Below are 19,615 nucleotides of genomic sequence, written 5' to 3' on the forward strand. Positions count from 1 at the left end.
TCAGGATGAGCGTGTACGGAAGCTTGCAGGCCAGATTGAAATGCTGAAAAACAGCCAGGAAGTGGGTGTAAAGTATATGCGGTTGTGGGAAGAATTGGAAGAGGCGCGTCGGGAGGGCCTGGAAGAGGGCCATGATTTGGGCCTGGAAGAGGGCCATGATCTGGGCTTGACGGAAGGAAAGGAAATAGAACGGTTGGAATCCATAAAAAAATTGATGGAAACTATGGGATGGACGGCAGAACAGGCCATGGATGCTTTGCAGATACCGGCAGAGGAACGGGAAAAATATAAAGGTATGATAGACGGTAAGTAACTAATGGAATGGCAGCAGAGTGGAAAATTTCCGCTGTTTTTTTAGGCCGGATTGAATGTTGAAAAACAGCCAGGAAGTGGGTGTAAAGTATATGCGGTTATGGGAAGAATTGGAAGAGGCGCGCCGGGAGGGCCTGGAAGAGGGCCATGATTCGGGCTTGACGGAAGGAAAGGAAATAGAACGGTTGGAATCCATAAAAAAATTGATGGAAAGCATGGGATGGACGGCAGAACAGGCCATGGATGCTTTGCAGATACCGGCAGAAGAACGGGAAAAATATAGGAATTGAATAGGATGCGAGATTAAGAATAGAAGATTGAACATTATAGAAAAACAGGGGTTATCAGAAAACAAAGGATTGATTTTTGATAACCCCTTAGTATTTTTGCAATGTTCTGGCTGGTAACAGTTATTTTAATATATTTCCATATTGGTCAATTCCCTGGAATTGTGCTGAATCGGCAGAAGGATAACTCCATTCGCCGTCTGTATATAAATAATCGCCATTTTCATAATAATCGAAGGAATGACCTTTGCCAATCCCCTCTGTCCTGGAGAAATTATTTGATTCATCAAAGGTTCCAAGGTAGCTGCGAATCCACGATGCCTTTTCGCCAGAAAGTGGGGATGGCATGTCTATGTGGGAAACCTGTATACTAAGTGCATTTATAGGGTATGGGATTGAATTCAAATTATTTGTATGAATATATTTTCCGGTTTCATATAAGTAGAAAAAATGGCCTGATGTCAGATTTTCTTTAATTGTATTAAAATTATCATTGCAGTAATGTGCCAAGCCTACAGCGTCTCCATTAAGAGAAAGAGTATACATTTTTTGACAATGGCAGGAGAGTATTAATTCTTCTTTCAGCACATTGTTTAGTGAGACTCCGTCATTTTTTTCCAGAAATTCAAGTGCTTCATCAGCCTTGTCCTGAATAAGATAACACTGGATGAGGCTTCGATATAGGTCGGAAAGATTTGCATTGAGTGATGTCATGCTCAGTGCTTCCTCACATTTTTGGGATGCCTGCTCGTAATTTCCGGAATCTATAAGGGCTGTTATCTCAACTGAAATCATTTCAACTTTTACCTGTTCAGCTTTATCTTTTATATTTGCAGAGTCCGGGCAGGCAGTGATACCTTGTTGAAGAATGGCATAAGCATTTTCATAATCTTTATTTTCTATATATGCTTCGCTTAATCCGATATAACTGCGTTCATCTGCCGGATAAGATTCAAGAGCGGTTTTATATTGTTCAATGGCATTTTCAGCGTCCATATTCTCTACAGCTTCAAAGAAGGATTCTTTGGCTTCGATGGATTCCTGAACCTGCTGTTCATGGCGGACAGCTTTCATATGCTCGTTGAGTTTCATTCCGCCGATACATCCTCCAATGATAAGGACGGCGGCTGCTCCAATCAGCCATTTTTTCTTTGATGTGGATTTTTCCGGCTGTGGTAAATCGGCAGATAGTTCTGAATTAGCCGGTGATTCTAAATCAGCTGACGGTTCTGAATCGACCGGAGGTTCTAAATCAGTAGGTGGTTCTAAGTTAGAAAGTGATTCTTCGGGTAACGTGTCGTTTTTATGAAACTCTATATCTATATTTTCTTCTATAGGTACAGGTTTATCACAGGCAGAGTTTAGCCCTTGGTCTTCTGTTTCATTTTGAGGGACGGCGATATTCCATAACCCGATGGTTTCTTCGCTTGAAGCAGCGTCAAATACTCCTTTGGTTTCTTCAGAAGATGAAGGAGCTTCGGGTGTATCTGGTATGACAGCAGCGGTTTTGGAGCAATGCGGTTTGAAATTGCGGATATCCTCCAGCATATCGGCGGCTGTATGGTAACGTTCTTCCGGCTTGTAGGCGCAGGCTTTGAGAATAATATCCGCAAATTCTTTACTGGCGTTGACCGGGGCCGGGAGGGCTTCACCTTTCATCCGGCGGCTTAATGCATTTTCCCTGTCTGCAAATGTAATCGGCTGAGGCAGAGGCGGTAAAAAGGGCAGGCGATTATCGTTCATAAATTTATAGATAACTAATCCAAGGGAGTAGATATCTACGCTGGAACCGTAAGGCTTATTTAAATACACTTCCGGAGCCATATAGCTTTCCGTGCCTTTTTTTGATAGTCCGCCGGTGGTTTTTTCTATGGTTCGAGCTACACCGAAATCACCAAGTTTAAATTGACCATTTTCCGTAACAAAGATATTTTCCGGCTTGATATCCCGGTGGATCAATCCTTTTTTCTGACAAAAGGCCAGTGCACTGCAAAGATTTTCCGTCAAGGTTAAAATATCGTATTCATCCATATTGTGTGTGAATATGTAATCCTGAAGAGGAATCAGGAGTTCCATGCGAATCAGAATATCCCAGCCGATTTCGCCGCTATGGTTTAAAACACGGTGGTCTTCATAGCTCACGATGTTTGGATGGCTTTTCAGCGAAGCCATAACCGAAATCTCCTGAACAATTTCTTCAACAAATCCCTGAAAATAAGTGGTTACGGATTGTTCATCCATTCCTTCATTTAAGGCCGCTTTGATATCCGCATTTGAGCGGGGGATACGTATCACTTTTAAAGCAGAATACGTGGTAATACCGTAATCGGTTTTTTGAATTTTATAGACGGTTCCATAGGAGCCTTCGCCGATTTTCTCAGTGATTTTCCAATCACCGAAAACAGTTGAGTTGATTGTATATTCCATAGTGTTTCTCACTGTTGATTATTATTCATATTAGTAGATTTTAAATGAGACACCTTCTAAGCCGTTCATTCTTTGGATGGAGTTGCTATATTGGCTGCCATCCAAGCTCGTCTGGCTAATATTGATGTCACCATAGAACATATCATTTTTGATTCCACCTGAATATATGATAAAAAAATCAGAACCATCTGAGGAAGTTATGTATTTTTGGGAAAAGGCATTTCCTGAAGAAAGAGTAAATCCCTGCCATTCACCCTCAGCATAGTAATAACTTCCGTTTTCAAATAAAAAGTGGAACTCTTTTCCATTTCCCTGATATTGTCCGTAGGAGTTGAGTGTACCATAATATACAGATGTGTATGTATTGCTTGCGTATATTTTGAGTACAGGCTGTGATAGGTCAAAATTTTTATATTGAGTGTTATATTTTCCGTTTTGGTAAAATCCATGAAAAAAGTCTTCTTTATTGTTTTTTAAATCTTCGCGAATAGCCATATAGTCCTCTTGGGATAACAAATTATATATGTGTTGCATGTGGCAGGCAGAACGAAGTCTTTTCATTGATTTTTCAGGCAGGTTTTTTGCAGAATCATTTTGCAGAAAATCCTGTGCTTCTTTGATTTTATTTTGAATTAAGTAGCACTGCACGATGCCTGCGTAAGCATCTTCCTGGGTCGAATCGATTTGTAAAGCCTCTTGGTATTTTTTTATAGCTTCCTCATAATTTGCAGCCGCATTTAGGTTATCCCCTTCTTTTACTTTTTGAGCATAATTAACCAGGGCTTTAGCCTGTTCGGAAAGTTGCTTGATTTCATCAGAATCCGGACAAAATTCCATTCCTTTTTGAAGAATATCATAGGCTCCCTGAAATTCTTCTTTTTCAATTTTCAGTTTTGCCAATTGGACATATCCGCGTTCATCATAAGGATAGGTTTCGATAGCCGATTTATACTGTTTAATAGCTACATAATCGTTGGATGCGGCTTCGGCAGCCTCAAACAGTGATTCCCGGGCTTCGATGGATTCCTGAACCTGTTCATGGCGGACAGCTTTTTTGTGTTCGTAGAGTTTCAAACCTCCAATTCCACCGCCAATGATAAGGATAGCAGCAGCGCCAATCAGCCACTTTTTCTTTGCTGTGTTTTTTTTAGGTTGCGGTAAATCGACAGGTGATTTTTCATTGACCGATACTTTTGAGTCACCAGGTGATTCTGAATCATTAGACGGTTCTGAATCGGCAGGCAGCTCTTCGGATAACGTGTCGTTTTCATAGGACTCAATGACTGCATTTTCTTCTGACGGTGCAGATTCCTTACAGGCAGAGTCCGGTGGCTCGTTGCTTGCTTCTTTTTGAGGGGTTGAAATATTCCATAACCCGATGGTTTCTTCGCTCGATGCAGCGTCAAATATGCCTTTTGTTTCTTCTGAGGATGAAGATACTTCCGCTATATTCGGCATGAGAGCAGCAGTTTGGGAGTTGCCCGGTTTGAGATTATGTATATCCTCCAGCATATCAGCGGCAGTGCGGTAACGTTCTTCCGGCTTGTAAGCGCAGGCTTTTAGAATAATGTCTGCAAATTCTTTACTGGCGTTGACCGGGGCTGGCAGCGCTTCGCCCTTCATCCGGCGGCTTAATGCATTTTCCCTGTCCGCAAAGGTGATCGGCTGAGGCAACGGCGGCAAAAATGGCAGACGATTATTGTTCATAAAACGGTAGAGAACCAGTCCCAAAGAGTAAATGTCTACGCCGGAGCCATAGGGCTGATTCAGATAGACTTCCGGGGCCATATAGCTTTCGGTGCCTTTTTTGGATAAACCGCCGGTGGTTTTTTCAACTGTTCGGGCCACGCCGAAATCGCCGAGCTTAAACTGGCCGGTTTCGCTGATAAAGATATTTTCCGGTTTGATATCCCGGTGAATCATACCTTTTTTCTGACAAAAGGACAGAGCATCGCAGAGGTTTTTGCCCATATGAATAATGTCGTTTTCAGAAAGTTTATGATTTCCAAGATATTCCTCAAGGGGCGTCAGAAGTTCCATTCGGATAAGAATATCCCAACCGATTTCACCATTGTGATTTAAAACGCAGTGATCCTCATAACTAACGATATTTGGGTGGCTTTTCAGAGAGGACATAATGGCGATTTCCTGAACAATCTCATCGACAAATCCCTGAAAGTAGGTAGTTACGGATTGTTCGTCCATGCCCTCATTTAAAGCGGTTCGTATATCGGAAATTGAGTGCGGGATGCGAATCACTTTCAGGGCCGAACGCGTCGTAATACCATAATCTGTTTTACATATTTCAAAAACTTTTCCGTAAGAGCCTTCGCCGATTTCCCTGACAATTTTCCAATCGGTGAAGACAATGCTGTTTTTTTCGTATTTCATAGTTTATGTCCTTTTAATCTTCAAAAAAGTAGTTTATTTGTTTATATGTTTTATGGGCGATTGCGGATATATGTCCTGAAGGCGTTTTGGATTCAAAGCGTGTTTTATCGGAGAATTTGTTATTTATTATTTCGCCTGTAAGAGAATTTGTATATCCATTATCTGTTATTTCACATTTAGTGGCATTACCCGATGCCAGAATATCATCAACCCATTCACCCTCAGAGTAATAATAACTACCTGAGTCATAATAAATGCATAGTTCTTTTCCATTACCATTACGTTTTCCTTCGGAGTTATAGATACCTTCATAAATATAAAAAGAGTTTTCATCTGGATTGTTTTCAAAATATATTACAGGGGCAGTTTCGTTATATTTTTTTGAAGAATATAATTTACCGTCTTGAATCCACCCTTTAAAATATATTTTTAACTCTTTTCTGTTTGCTTTGCAGTAATCTAATGCATTGTCAAATTCGTCATTAGATATGAGGGCAGATATTTGTTGGATGTAAGGCATAAATTGAGTTTTTTTCTGTTCTTCTTTTTTAAAAGATAGAAAACCTATTAGTGTAAAAGCAGTGATAAACAGGATAATAAGGGGTATAAATTTAGTAATTATATGTTTGCTGTTTTCCTTTGTACGTGTTTCCTGAGGCATTTTCTCTAAAGGTTTATCGGCCTCAGCCTTATGTACCGGAGGTTGAGCTTCTTCATCTATAGGAGGTATATCGTTCAAATCAGAAATGTTATCGATGATATCATTACCTGTTTCAACTTCCATATTCCATAATCCAATGGTTTCCTCATTTGAAATTTCTTCAAAGATGCCCTGCGTTTGTGCAGCATCATTTTCCTGAGAGGATGGAGTATTAGATGCCATTGGAGGAATAAGGTCAGCCTGTTTATTTAACAAGGTTTCGGTCTCCGCGGCTGTGGCAAGATGGATGCGAAGCCTGCGAATATCTTCCAGCATGTCGGCGGCTGTGCGGTAGCGTTCTTCCGGTTTATAGGCGCAGGCTTTTAGAATAATGTCGGCAAATTCTTTACAGGCGTTGACCGGGGCTGAAGGGTTATCCCCTTTCATTCGGCGGCTCAGCGCATTTTCTCTGTCCGCAAATGTAATCGGCTGAGGATATAACGGGAAAAACGGTAATCGGTTATTATTCATAAATTTGTAAAGAACCAGCCCGAGGGAATAAATGTCCACGCTGGAGCCATAAGGTTTATTCAAATAGATTTCCGGGGCCATATAGCTTTCGGTTCCTTTTTTGGATAAGCCGCCGGTCGTTTTTTCAATGGTTCGGGCTACGCCGAAATCGCCAAGTTTAAACTGGCCGGTTTCACTGATAAAGATATTTTCCGGTTTGATATCTCGGTGGATTAATCCCTTCTTTTGGCAGAAAGCCAGTGCGTCACACAGATTCTCAGCCATACGGATAACGTCATTTTCAGAGAGCCGGTGGCTGCTGAGATAATCCTGAAGCGGAGTCAAAAGTTCCATTCGGATAAGGATATCCCAACCGATTTCACCGTTGTGATTTAAAACCGTGTGGTCTTCATAATTGACAATATTCGGATGGCTTTTCAGAGAGGACATGACAGCAACTTCCTGCACGATTTCATCGACAAATCCCTGAAAGTAAGTGGTGACAGACTGTTCATCCATGCCATCATTTAAAGCTGCGCGAATATCCGAGACAGAACGCGGAATCTGGATGATCTTCAATGCGGAATAGGTCGTAATACCGTAATCCGTTTTTTGTATTTTATAAACAGTTCCATAGGAACCTTCCCCGATTTTTTCAGTGATTATCCAATTGCCGAAAACGGTTGAATTTATTGTATATTCCATAGAGTTTCTCCTGTTGATGAATTAATGTTAGCGGATTTCATAAGTGTACCCACTTGACTCATCCATTGTTTGGATGAAATTTTTATATGGGCTGCCATCCAGGTTTGTTTGAGTAATGTTAATGTCACCATAGAACATATTGTTTTTGATGCTGCCAGAATATGTAAAAATCCAATCATTTCCGTCGGAGGTTGTTATCAGTTCTTGTTTAAAAGCGTTTCCTGAGGAAAGCGTTGTTTTGTTCCATTCACCAGTAGCATAGTAGTAATTTTCTGCAGTAGACCGTGAGAACCATACCGTTTTTCCATTTCCGTATCGATCTCCGGCGGATGCAACGGTTCCATAGTATATATACATTGCCTTGGAATTGGAAAGCGAAGTTAATTTTAGTATAGGTAGTGTCAAATCTAAATCGTTGTAATCAGTGCTGAATTTTCCGTTTTGATAATACCAAAACAAGAAGTCAATTTGATTATTTATTATATATTCTCGAATAGCCATATAATTTTCTTGAGATAATAAATTATATATGTGTTGCATGTGGCAGGCACAATTCAGTTTGCTCATTGATTTTTCAGGCAGATTTTTTACAGAATCACTTTTCAGAAAATCTTGTGCTTCTTTAATTTGGTTTTGGATAAGATAGCACTGCACAATATCTGAATAGACTTGCTCTTGGGTGGCATCAATTTGTAAAGCCTCCTGATATTTTTCTATGGCCTCTTCATAATTTTCAGCCAGCTTTAAGTCATCCCCTTCTTTTATTTTTTTGGCATAGTTAATCTGCGCTTCAGCAGCCTCGAATAAAGATTCCTGAACCTGCTGCTCATGGCGAACGGCTTTCATGTGTTCATTGAGTTTCAGTCCTCCGATACATCCTCCAATGATAAGGATAACAGCAACGCCAATCAGCCATTTTTTCTTTGCCGTAGATTTTTCCGGTTGCGGTAAATCGGCCGGTGGTTCTGAATCAACTGATGTTTCTAAATCGACGGATGTTTCTAAATCAGAAGATGATTCTTCAGGTAACGTGTCGTCTCTTTGGAACTCTATGTCTGTATTTTCATTTTGCGGTGCAGATTCATCACAGGCAGGGCCCGGCTGTTCGATGTTGGTTTCATCTTCAGGGGTTGAAATGCTCCACAATCCAATGGTTTCTTCGCTTGACGCCGCGTCAAATATGCCCTTGGTTTCTTCGGAAAACGAATATATTTCGGGTGTATTCGGTATGACAGCAGCAGCTTGATGGTTATGCGGTTTGACTTCCCGAATATCTTCCATCATGTCGGCGGCTGTGCGGTAACGGTCTTCCGGATTGTAGGCACAGGCCTTCAGAATAATATCTGAGAATTCTTTACAGGCGTTGACCGGGGGCGGAAGTGTTTCGCCTTTCATTCGGCGGCTTAACGCATTTTCTCTGTCCGCAAATGTAATCGGCTGCGGCAGAGGCGGCAAAAATGGAAGACGGTTATTATTCATAAGTTTGTAGAGTACCAGTCCCAGAGAATAGATATCCACACTGGAGCCGTAGGGCTTATTTAGATATACTTCCGGGGCCATGTAGCTTTCGGTTCCTTTTTTGGATAAGCCGCCGGTGGTCTTTTCAATGGTTCGGGCTACGCCAAAATCACCAAGTTTAAATTGGCCGGTTTCGCTGACAAAAATATTTTCCGGTTTGATGTCTCGATGGATCAACCCTTTTTTCTGACATAAAATGAGAGCGCTGCATAAGCCTTTAGCCATATGTACAACATCCGCTTCATTTAGAGGATTAGATACAATATAATCGAGAAGCGGCGTTAAAAGTTCCATGCGTATAAGGATGTCCCACCCGATTTCACCGTTATGATTTAAAACACAATGGTCTTTATAGCTAACGATGTTTGGATGGCTTTCTAAAGAGGACATGACTGCAATTTCCTGCACAATTTCCTCAACAAAGCCCTGAAAATAAGATGTTACGGATTCTTCGTTCATTCCTTCGCTCAGAGCAGCACGAATATCTGATGTTGAGCGGGGAATTCGGATAACTTTCAGAGCTGAACGTGTCGTAATCCCATAATCGGTTTTACATATTTCAAAAACTTTTCCGTAAGAGCCTTCGCCAATTTCTTTGATAATTTTCCAATCGGTGAAGACAATGCTATCTTTTTCATATTTCATAGTTTGGTATCCTTTTTATTTTTCAATACGATATCTTTTGATGATTAAACATTCACTTTTTTCTCTGGATCCGTCCGGATAGATGATTTCTTTGGATGTGGAACCAGCAAAAGTATTATTAGTGATTTTTCCTGATAATATGGAAATACAATTATCAGAGGTTGTTGTTCGAGAGACAGCGGTTCCTGAGGCCAGATTATTATTCTCCCAATTTCCTTCGGAATAATAATAATTTCCTGTTGTGTAATAAATACATAATTCCTTTCCGTTACCTCGGCGATTTCCATCGGAATCAAGTAGTCCTTTATAAATATAAAAAGAGTTTTTATCACGATTGCTTTCAAAGTACATTGCAGGGAGAGCTGAATTATAGTTTTTTGAAAAATATAATATGTCATTCTGGAACCAGCCTTTATCATTTTTGGTTAGTAACTCTTGATTTTTAATGCAAACATTTATTATTTCGTTAAAGTTATTATCAGTCAGGAGAGTATTTATATCAGCCAGAAGAGTATTCATATGTAAACTACTTTCTTTCTCATTTTTTGTAGGCATCATGTTCACAACTACAAAAGCTGAACATAAACAAATCAGTAAAACGGCGGCTGCAATGATTAGCTTGGATTTATGTTTATTTTTCTTATCTGGTTCCTTTCCAGTCTTTGAGATTTCCGGCGTGTGCTGTGATTCAACGATGGACGGGGATGGCTCTTCAATATGGAAAGAGGAACTGCCATCGGAAGAGTACGGCTCTTCAATGAAAGAAGATGCTTCTTTGTCCGCCGTATCCGAAGCAAGATCTTCTTCTGTTTTATCAATCTCATTTGTCTGAGTTTCCATATTCCATAATCCAATTGTTTCTTCAGCAGAAATTTCTTCAAAAACCCCCTGAGTTTGGGTGGTATCCTTTTCTTGAGCAGCCAGAGTATTTGATGCCATTGGAGGAATAATGTCAGAGTTATTTTCTGTCAGAGTGTTGACATTCTTATTCATCGCAAGATGCAGACGAAGTTCGCGTACATCCTCCAGCATATCAGCGGCTGTGCGGTAACGTTCTTCCGGCTTATAGGCACAGGCTTTCAGAATGATGTCCGAAAATTCTTTACAGGCGTTGACCGGGGGCGGAAGTGTTTCGCCTTTTATCCGTCGGCTCAGTGCATTTTCTCTGTCTGCAAAGGTAATCGGCTGCGGCAGAGGCGGCAAAAATGGCAGACGGTTATTATTCATAAGTTTGTAGAGTACCAGTCCAAGAGAATAGATATCCACGCTGGAGCCATAGGGCTTATTCAGATATACTTCCGGGGCCATATAGCTTTCCGTCCCTTTTTTGGATAATCCTCCGGTGGTTTTTTCAATTGTTCGAGCCACGCCAAAATCACCGATTTTGAATAAGCCGGTTTCGCTGACAAAGATATTTTCCGGTTTGATATCCCGATGAATCATGGCTTTCTTTTGGCAGAAAGCCAGAGCATCACAGAGATTTTCAGCCATGCGGATGATATCATTTTCAGAAAAATGATGTTTTCCAAGGTATTCCTGAAGCGGTGTTAAAAGCTCCATGCGGATAAGAATATCCCAGCCAATCTCACCGCTGTGGCTTGAAACGAAGTGGTCTTCATAGCTGACGATATTCGGATGATTCTTCAGAGAAGACATGACTGCAATTTCCTGGACAATCTCGTCAACAAATCCCTGAAAATAGGTGGTTACAGACTGTTCATCCATGCCTTCGTTTAGCGCAGCGCGAATATCTGCTGTTGAGCGGGGAATACGGATAACTTTTAAAGCCGAATGGGCGGTTATCCCATAGTTGGTTTTATATATTTCAAAAACTTTTCCGTAAGAGCCCTCGCCGATTTCTCTGACAATTCTCCAATCGGTGAAGACAATGCTGTTTTTTTCATATTTCATAATTCTGTGTCCTTTTAATCATCAAAAAAGTAGCTGCTTTGTTTTTGAGGTATGTAAGAGCTTGTGTAAACATGTCCAGAAGGGGCTTCGGATTTAAAGCGTATTAATTTTGAAAAATTATTGTCTATTACTTTTCCTATGGTAGAATTGGCATATCCGCTTTTAGATATTTCACATTTAGTGGCATTGCCAGATGTCAGAATATTATCAACCCATTCTCCCTCGGAGTAATAATAGTTGCCTGAACTGTAATAAACACATAATTCTTTTCCGTTACCGCTTCGTTTTCCTTCAGTATCATAGCTGCCCTGATAAATATAAAATGAATTTTTCTCTTTGTTGTTTTCAAAATATATTACCGGGATAGTTGTATCGAACGCCTTTTTTGAATATAATTTGCCCTCCTGGAACCATCCTTTATAATACATTTTTAGTTCTTTTTCATTTCCTTTGCAGTAATCTAAGGCGTTGTCAAATTCATTGCCTGATATGAAGTGCGCTATTTGTCGAATATACGGAAGCTCGCCTGCTTTGAGGAGATCTTGGTTTTCTACACAAAAGGTTAATGTCGCAGTAAAGCTTTTATCCAATAAAAGAGCATCTATATCAGACAGAAGAGTATATATATACGGAGTACGATTTTTTTCTTTCCGAATGTGTATCATATTCACAACTATAAAAAACGAGCATAAAGAAATCAGTAAAACAACAGCTGCAATGCCCAGTTTGGATTTAGGTTTATTGTTTTTGTTATTTTTAATATCCTTAGTTGATTTCTTTCTAGCCTTTGAGGCTTCCGGTGCGGGTTTCGATTCCCCCATGGAAGGAGACGATTCTTCAATAGCGCGGAACGACTCTTCAATGGAAGTCGCCGGTTCTTCGACAGCGTGAGACGGCTCTTCAACGGGAGATGGTTCTTGACCTACCGTATCTGCATCAGTATCTTCCTGTATGTTATCTATATCATTTGTCTGAGATTTTATATCCCATAATCCAATGGTTTCCTCCGGTGAAACCACATCAAAAATCCCCTGTGTCTGTGCAGCACCCTCCGTCTGGCCGGGTAGGATATCGGCTTCTGTTGGCGGAATAAGGTCAGCCCGTTTATTTGAAAGAGCTTCAGCCTCAGCAGCCGTGGAAAGGTGGATGCGCAGTCGGCGAATATCCTCCAGCATGTCAGCGGCCGTGCGGTAACGTTCTTCCGGTTTATAGGCGCAGGCTTTCAGTATAATATCTGAAAATTCCTTGCATGCATTTGCCGGAGCAGAAGGGGTATCGCCTTTCATTCGGCGGCCCAGTGCATTTTCCCTGTCCGCGAATGTAATCGGCTGCGGATAGGATGGGAAAAACGGCAAGCGGTTATTATTCATAAACTTGTAAAGAACCAGTCCGAGGGAGTAAATGTCCACGCTGGAGCCATAAGGCTTATTCAGATAAATTTCCGGCGCCATATAGCTTTCGGTTCCTTTTTTGGACAATCCTCCGGTGGTTTTTTCGATGGTCCGAGCCACGCCGAAGTCCCCGAGTTTAAACTGGCCGGTTTCGCTGACAAAGATATTTTCCGGTTTGATATCTCTGTGGATTAATCCCTTTTTTTGACATAAGACAAGGGCACTGCACAGTCCTTCGGCCATTTGAATGACATCTGTTTCATTTAATGGATGAGAGACAATATATTCGATCAGCGGTGTTAAAAGTTCCATCCGAATCAGAATATCCCATCCGATTTCTCCGTTGTGACTTAATACACAATGGTCCTTATAGCCAACCACGTTGGGATGACTTTCCAGGGAGGACATCACTGCGATTTCCTGGACAATTTCTTCAACAAAGCCCTGAAAATACGATGTCACCGACGCTTCATTCATGCCGTCGCTCAAAGCAGAGCGTATGTCGGCGGGAGAGCGGGGAATACGAATGACTTTCAGTGCTGATTGGGTCGTAATTCCATAATCGGTTTTGCATATTTCAAAAACTTTTCCGTAGGAGCCCTCACCAATTTCTTTTTTTATTTCCCAATCTCCAAAAACCTTTGTTCCTGCTGCATATAACATATATTCGTACCTCGTTACTATAGACAATAGTCAAATATTACAATACTATAGTATATTTTATCAATGCTTTAAGGTTTTGTAAATAAGGATTCACCTATAAAATGAAATCGAAAAATAAACAGGGAATATTTCAGATTTAAACGAAAAAAAGAACCTCCCATTCGGATAATTCTGAATGAAAGGTTTGAATGATTTAATCATTTTTGGAAGTCTCATGTAATTTACGAAAAGATTCGAGATATTGTAAATCCCGTACAAGTTGTTGAATATGCGCGATTTCTTCAAGGGTCAAACCGGAAGTGCTGACATAACTTTCACCGGTAGCGTCCATTTCCAGCAGATAATCAGCGCTGCAGGAAAAAACATGGCACATGCGTTTTAGCATATCGATGGACGGCATTATATTGTTATTTTCCCAGTTGCTGACACTTTGCTTTGTAACATTTAACTGCTGAGCCAATTCAACCTGGCTTAGATTCCGGGCAAGCCGTAATTTGCGAATTTGTTCACCTAACATAGACAACTCCTTCTTTTTCTGTAGTGTAAATAATTTATCGATTGTTTACAAAATACAAAAGTATTGCTATAATTGATTTTAGTAAAGTAATATGTGACTTGGACAAAAAAAGAGAAGTATGGATGTAAAAATATGGATATTTATAAGGTATATGCAGAAACCAATATTGGAAAAATTCGCGAAAATAATGAAGACAACTTTTATTGTGACGGAATTTACAAAGAAGATATTACTCTAAAGAATTTCCAGTATGAAAAGGAGGGCTATTTGGAAAGCCCTTTAGTCATCGGAGTTTTTGACGGGATGGGCGGCACCCAGGCCGGCGAGCAGGCATCGTATATCGCCGTCAAATGTCTGAAGGCGTATGTTTCCTGGTTAAATGAGAAAAAACAATCCTTTGACGGAAAATATATGCTCCAAAGGACCAACCATTATATGTGCCGGGTGATGAAAAAAATCTCAAAAGGCATGGGAAGTACGGCAGTTTTGTTGAACTATGAATCCGGCAGAGTCCGAATTACCAATTTAGGCGACAGCAGAGCTTATCTGTTTCGGGAAAAGAAACTTCATCAATTGTCCGTGGATCATACAACAGAAAGCCATATGCGTGAGATACAAAAAAGTATGGGAATCTCAAAAAGTATTGAGGAAAGCGGAATGCAGCACGCGCTGACGCAGCATCTTGGGATCCCGGAAGAAGAATTCCTGTTGGAGCCTGCGGAATCGGAATGGATTCCTGTCCAAAAAGGAGATATTTTTCTTTTATGCAGTGATGGATTAACCAACATGGTAAAGGATGACAGGATTGCCGATATATTGGGTGCGAACACAAATCTTCAGACAAAAAAGCGACGCTTAATTCAGGAAGCCCTCGATCATGGAGGCAAGGACAATATCACAGTGATTCTTTTGGAAGTATAGGTTGATGGGGATATTTTTGGTATGAGAAATGGTGAAGAGCTGACACAAAATAATATGAGTATCATAGGTAATTCAAAAACAGAAGTTTTTGATTCCCAGATGAATAAAAAAACTTCTGGATATATTGTGACTTTATTATTTAGAAAAGGGGAAATGGAACAACTTTGGATTCCCAATAATCCGGAAGGCGTTTATTATTTTGATCAAGTCTCGGACGGAGATTCGCCTGTGTTTTTGCAGGGAAAAGAGAAAAAATGGTATGCGAGTTGTAAATCAGATGCATGTTTTGAGTATATGGTAAACAATGAATATTTGCAAGTTTCAGAACTGGAAATCTTTGATGACTGTTTTGTGCAGGTGATATCTGAAGAGAGAAAATGCATCATGTATGTTGAAGCGGTAAACCCCGGCAATAGTGTGTACCATAACTATTTTGTGGATTCAATGAGCCAGATTTCTATAGGAAGAACGCAGGGAAATGACATTGTATATTCAAATAGATATGTTTCGAAAATGCACGCATGCATTATTTATAAAAATGAAACATGGGAAATTAGCGATTTAGGGAGCACAAACGGTACATATGTAAACGGAAAGAAAATTACCAGATGTCAGCTGGATGTCGGAGATAACATATACATTATGGGCCTTAGGATTATTGTAGGCGTGGGATTTCTTTCTATAAATGATACGAACAATGGAGTTATGATTGCTTCCCGTCATTTGAATTTGTATCATACATCGAATCATGATCATTTTAGTTCAGATATTTGCAAGAAAAATGATGATTACTTCAATAGATTACCTCATAAAAATTCAAAAATTGAGGAGCGGACGATCAGTATAGAAAATCCGCCATTGTCAATAAAGTCCAATCAGATTCCATTAATGTTGAGAATGGGCGGTTCCATGGTTATGAGCGGGGCATCCATGCTTTCGGGTAATTATTTATCAATGATAAGCATGGTTTTATTTCCTGTTTTAACTCAAAAATATACAGATAAAGAAAAAAAGGAATATGAAGAACAAAGAAAAGTTAAATATTTAGAATATCTGGATAAAAAAGAAAAAGAAATTGAACAGCAAAAAAAGAATGAAGAAAAAATTTTAAATGAAGAATATCCGGAAGTTGACGCAGTTGTTGATTTTGCGTTTAATAGTGAAAGATTATGGACAAGAACAAAGCAGAACAGAGATTTTATGAATCTTAGAATTGGTAATGGCGAATTACCGATGATGGCTGAGGTCCAATATAATAAAAAAAGATTTTCACTGGATGACGATGAATTGGAAGATAAAATGTATCAGCTCGCAGAAAAGGAAGTGCTTATTGAAAATGTACCGGTGATGCTGTCGTTAGTGAATGACTATATTGTGGGAGTATTAGGTACTTATGAATCCAAATTAGAATTTTTGAGAAGAATTCTGGCGCAGATCATATTCATGCATGGATATGATGAAGTGAAGATTATTGTTTTGGCAGATGATAATGTATTAGAAAGCATCAAAGAGATTCGATATATTCCGCATATATGGAATGATGAAAGAAGTTTTCGTTATATTGCTGCGGATTATCAATCTGCATATTTAATAGAAAAGGAATTAAAAAAAGAATTGGAGACAGATTTGGATAAGCCTCGAAAAATCGAGGAAATATTAAAATGTCATCCATATTATGTTGTTTTTGCTTTTGATGAGAAGATTTTTAATCATATGGAAATTTTAAAATCCATTTTAAGTGCAGACACTAACCTTGGAATAAGTATAATGACTTTTTTTGATAAAGTACCTAAAGAAAGTGCTGTATTAATAAATTTGGCCGACGGCTGTAATAATCAAGTTTCTTACATAAAAAGTGAAGACAAAACTAATGTTGCTTTTAGATTGGATGCTTTAGACGAGAAACGGTTAAAAAAGAGTTTAGCCGTATTGTCCAACTTACAATTAAATGTAATAAGTCAATCATTTTCCCTTCCTAAAATGTTGACTTTTTTAGAGATGTATAATGTCGGTAAGATTGAACAGTTGAATCCGCTTCAACGATGGGGAGAAAATAATCCGGTTTCATCGCTGGCAGTCCCGGTGGGCGTTTCAACAGAAGGTAGTTTATTCATGTTGGATTTACACGAAAAATATCAGGGACCCCATGGATTAGTTGCCGGAATGACTGGATCGGGGAAGAGTGAGTTCCTTATTACATATATTTTATCCTTAGCCCTTAATTTTCATCCGGATGAAGTGGCCTTTGTTCTTATTGACTATAAGGGCGGCGGATTGGCAGGCGCTTTTGAAGATAGTAATCGGGGAATACATTTACCGCATTTGGTGGGAACAATTACAAATTTAGATGGAGCATCAATCCAAAGATCATTAATGTCCATTGAAAGTGAATTAAAACGCAGACAGCGTATTTTTAATGAAGCAAAAAGTATCAGTGATGAAGGAACCATGGATATATACACATATCAGAAATTATATAGAAAGGGCGTGGTGTCTGAACCGTTGCCGCATCTTTTTATTATATCTGATGAATTCGCAGAATTAAAATCCCAGGAACCCGAGTTTATGGATCAATTGATAAGCGCTGCCAGAATTGGACGCAGCTTGGGCGTACATCTGATACTTGCAACTCAAAAGCCTTCAGGTGTTGTCAATGATCAGATTAATAGTAATGCAAAATTCAGGGTATGCCTTAAAGTTCAGACAAGAGCAGACAGTGATGAGATGATAAGAAGGCCTGATGCTGCTGAAATCAAACAGACGGGTCGCTTCTATTTGCAGGTGGGTTATAACGAATTGTTTATGTTAGGACAGTCGGCGTGGTGTGGCGCGGATTACGAACCGCAGGAAGAAGTGATCGTCAATAAAGACGAGGCGGTTCAATTTATTGATAATACAGGGCAGGTTATCATGCAGACAAAACCGCCTGTTGATAAGAAGGCGTCAAATCATTCGCAGCTGGTAGCTGTTGTAAAATATCTGTCGGATCTGGCTTTGCAGGAACATTTGGAACCGAGACAGTTATGGATGAATCCGATACCGCAAAAAATATCTCTCAGAAAATTGCATGATGAAAATGAGCTGCCGCAAAGAAATGAAGAACATATCCATCTGATGATTGGCTATGTGGATGACCCTGAAAATCAAACACAATTTCCGCTGATCATTGATTTTTCCAAGAATCAGAATTTAATGATTGTAGGAAAAACGCTTTCAGGAAAAACAACGGCATTAGAAACAATATTATATACAATGGTGACCCATTATTCGCCGGAAGATATCAATTACTACATATTGGACTTTTCAAGCAGAATGTTAAATATTTTTAATTATTCGCCTTATTGTGGCGGCTGCTGGGGAGAAGGTGAGGAGAAGAATATAGAAAAATTCTTTGAGATGCTTAATGAAATAATAGCTAAAAGAAAAAAAGATTTTACAAAGGCATCCGTTAATTCATACGAAGCCTATTGTTCCATACAAAAAATACCGATGATATTTATTTTTGTTGATAATATAGCAGGATTATCTTCCTGGAAAAAAGGGGAGGCGATATATTATCAGTTAAATATGCTTATCAGAGAAGCCAATCCGGTTGGGATTAAGTTCATCATAACCGCCGGAAGTATTGATGATGTAATGTATCGGATAAAAAAAGAATTCGATTTAAGACTGGCGTTAAGTTCTAAAAATAAATATGAATATGGAGATATATTAGATACGCGATGTCCGTTAGAGCCAAATAAAAATGCAGGTCGGGGAATGTGCAAAATAAATAAACGTGCGTTGGAAATGCAGATTGCACAATTTGTTTTTGGCAATAACGAACAACAGCGTATAAAAGAGTTGCGGAATAGGATTGAGCAGCGTGCGAAGATGTATTCGGATTGTTTGCCTGCAAAAAAAATTCTTACGATAAATCAAAAAGAAACTTATGGCGAATTTTGCGCAGATATTGAAAGCAGGAGAATTCCTTTGGGCTATTCAATGGATGATATAAAAAAAATATCTATTCCGTTAAAACAATTGTTTTGTATGTCAATTTATCTGGGTAATCCTAATGCGGTCAGGCCTGTATTAAAGAATTTTATAGAAGCATTTATTAAAGAAAAAATGCACTTTATAATCATTAAGAAAAACCAAACAAGTATTTTTGATACAGAAGAATTTGTGCAATTGCTGAAGCCTTTCATTGGACAAATTACTTATTTTCGGTCTTCCATAGAAGATAGTGATGCTTTTTGTAAATTGATGATTCAAGAGATAAATCAGCGAAAAAAATATCGCAATCAGTATTGTGATGAAAATAATCTTTCCTATACTGGCGCGGATACAATGCAAAAATGTTTTTATTATGTCTATGAGAATACGTATCCATTACTTGTATTTTTTGAAGATTTTGAGGAGTTTTCGGAAAATGTAAGCGAAATGTGCAGTGATGCGATAAAACAAATAATGAAAGGGGGAAGAGGCTATAATTTCTACTTTGCAGGCTGTTTTGAACCAAAAGATATGTCGCAATTTTCAAGTAATGAGATTAAAAAAGTATATAATCCGGATGAATTTGTTTTACTATTTGGCGGCCAGTTTAATAAACAAAATATCATCTCTCTTCCGATGGAATTTCGCAGCTATAACAAAATGATGAAAAATTATAATTCGTTTATGATGAAATACCATGGAGAATTATATCCGCTATTTATGCCGTGTGGTGATATTTCCAGGAAGATGGATATTGATAATGACGATATGGATATTATTGGTTAAGGCGGGAGGCGGA

10 protein-coding genes and 1 pseudogene are annotated in these 19,615 nt (G+C 39.3%); 4 read left to right on the top strand and 7 right to left on the bottom strand.

Features of this window, described 5'->3' with window-relative positions; all coding sequences use genetic code 11:
• Together ACMN7X_RS02700 and ACMN7X_RS02705 are read left to right on the top strand one after the other, a co-directional pair.
• A pseudogene (locus ACMN7X_RS02700) lies at positions 1–313 on the top strand (hypothetical protein); the annotation flags it as partial.
• A 55-nt stretch (positions 314–368) separates the two neighbouring features.
• Positions 369–602, top strand: coding sequence for a hypothetical protein (locus tag ACMN7X_RS02705; RefSeq protein ID WP_418745967.1), 234 nt, complete (start codon positions 369–371; stop codon positions 600–602).
• Positions 603–722: 120 nt separating this feature from the next.
• On the opposite strand, the gene ACMN7X_RS02710 is transcribed toward ACMN7X_RS02705, so the two are convergent.
• The 7 genes from ACMN7X_RS02710 to ACMN7X_RS02740 all read right to left on the bottom strand — a co-directional run bounded on the left by ACMN7X_RS02710 (position 723) and on the right by ACMN7X_RS02740 (position 13,917).
• Entirely contained in the window at positions 723–3,026 is a 2,304-nt protein-coding gene (locus ACMN7X_RS02710) for a protein kinase domain-containing protein (RefSeq protein WP_418745968.1), read from the bottom strand.
• Between the two features lie 30 nt (positions 3,027–3,056).
• Entirely contained in the window at positions 3,057–5,417 is a 2,361-nt protein-coding gene (locus ACMN7X_RS02715) for a protein kinase domain-containing protein (protein ID WP_418745969.1), read from the bottom strand.
• Between the two features lie 13 nt (positions 5,418–5,430).
• Complete coding sequence (locus ACMN7X_RS02720) at positions 5,431–7,272, bottom strand: serine/threonine-protein kinase (protein WP_418745970.1); 1,842 nt, start codon at positions 7,270–7,272, stop codon at positions 5,431–5,433.
• Between the two features lie 27 nt (positions 7,273–7,299).
• On the bottom strand, positions 7,300–9,435 hold the full coding sequence (locus ACMN7X_RS02725; RefSeq protein ID WP_418745971.1) for a protein kinase domain-containing protein: 2,136 nt from the start codon (positions 9,433–9,435) through the stop codon (positions 7,300–7,302).
• Between the two features lie 15 nt (positions 9,436–9,450).
• Positions 9,451–11,346 (bottom strand): serine/threonine-protein kinase, encoded by a 1,896-nt coding sequence (locus ACMN7X_RS02730; protein ID WP_418745972.1) that lies wholly within the window; start codon positions 11,344–11,346, stop codon positions 9,451–9,453.
• Positions 11,347–11,360: 14 nt separating this feature from the next.
• Positions 11,361–13,400: a serine/threonine protein kinase gene (locus ACMN7X_RS02735; protein WP_418745973.1), complete on the bottom strand. Its 2,040-nt coding sequence runs from the start codon at positions 13,398–13,400 to the stop codon at positions 11,361–11,363.
• Between the two features lie 193 nt (positions 13,401–13,593).
• Positions 13,594–13,917 (bottom strand): helix-turn-helix domain-containing protein, encoded by a 324-nt coding sequence (locus ACMN7X_RS02740; protein ID WP_418745974.1) that lies wholly within the window; start codon positions 13,915–13,917, stop codon positions 13,594–13,596.
• A gap of 132 nt (positions 13,918–14,049) precedes the next feature.
• Between ACMN7X_RS02740 and ACMN7X_RS02745 the strand changes: the two genes are divergently transcribed.
• Positions 14,050–14,838: a PP2C family protein-serine/threonine phosphatase gene (locus ACMN7X_RS02745; protein WP_418745975.1), complete on the top strand. Its 789-nt coding sequence runs from the start codon at positions 14,050–14,052 to the stop codon at positions 14,836–14,838.
• Positions 14,839–14,859: 21 nt separating this feature from the next.
• Positions 14,860–19,602, top strand: coding sequence for a type VII secretion protein EssC (gene essC / locus ACMN7X_RS02750; RefSeq protein ID WP_418745976.1), 4,743 nt, complete (start codon positions 14,860–14,862; stop codon positions 19,600–19,602).
• The last annotated feature ends 13 nt before the right edge of the window (positions 19,603–19,615 follow it).

The organism is Frisingicoccus sp., from assembly GCF_048388605.1.
GTDB lineage: Bacteria > Bacillota > Clostridia > Lachnospirales > Lachnospiraceae > Frisingicoccus.

Coding starts and splice junctions, on each gene's coding strand:
- ACMN7X_RS02705 (WP_418745967.1), top strand. CDS start 369: ATGTTGAAAAACAGCCAGGAAGTGGGTGTAAAGTATATGCGGTTATGG.
- ACMN7X_RS02710 (WP_418745968.1), bottom strand. CDS start 3,026: ATGGAATATACAATCAACTCAACTGTTTTCGGTGATTGGAAAATCACT.
- ACMN7X_RS02715 (WP_418745969.1), bottom strand. CDS start 5,417: ATGAAATACGAAAAAAACAGCATTGTCTTCACCGATTGGAAAATTGTC.
- ACMN7X_RS02720 (WP_418745970.1), bottom strand. CDS start 7,272: ATGGAATATACAATAAATTCAACCGTTTTCGGCAATTGGATAATCACT.
- ACMN7X_RS02725 (WP_418745971.1), bottom strand. CDS start 9,435: ATGAAATATGAAAAAGATAGCATTGTCTTCACCGATTGGAAAATTATC.
- ACMN7X_RS02730 (WP_418745972.1), bottom strand. CDS start 11,346: ATGAAATATGAAAAAAACAGCATTGTCTTCACCGATTGGAGAATTGTC.
- ACMN7X_RS02735 (WP_418745973.1), bottom strand. CDS start 13,400: ATGTTATATGCAGCAGGAACAAAGGTTTTTGGAGATTGGGAAATAAAA.
- ACMN7X_RS02740 (WP_418745974.1), bottom strand. CDS start 13,917: ATGTTAGGTGAACAAATTCGCAAATTACGGCTTGCCCGGAATCTAAGC.
- ACMN7X_RS02745 (WP_418745975.1), top strand. CDS start 14,050: ATGGATATTTATAAGGTATATGCAGAAACCAATATTGGAAAAATTCGC.
- essC (WP_418745976.1), top strand. CDS start 14,860: ATGAGAAATGGTGAAGAGCTGACACAAAATAATATGAGTATCATAGGT.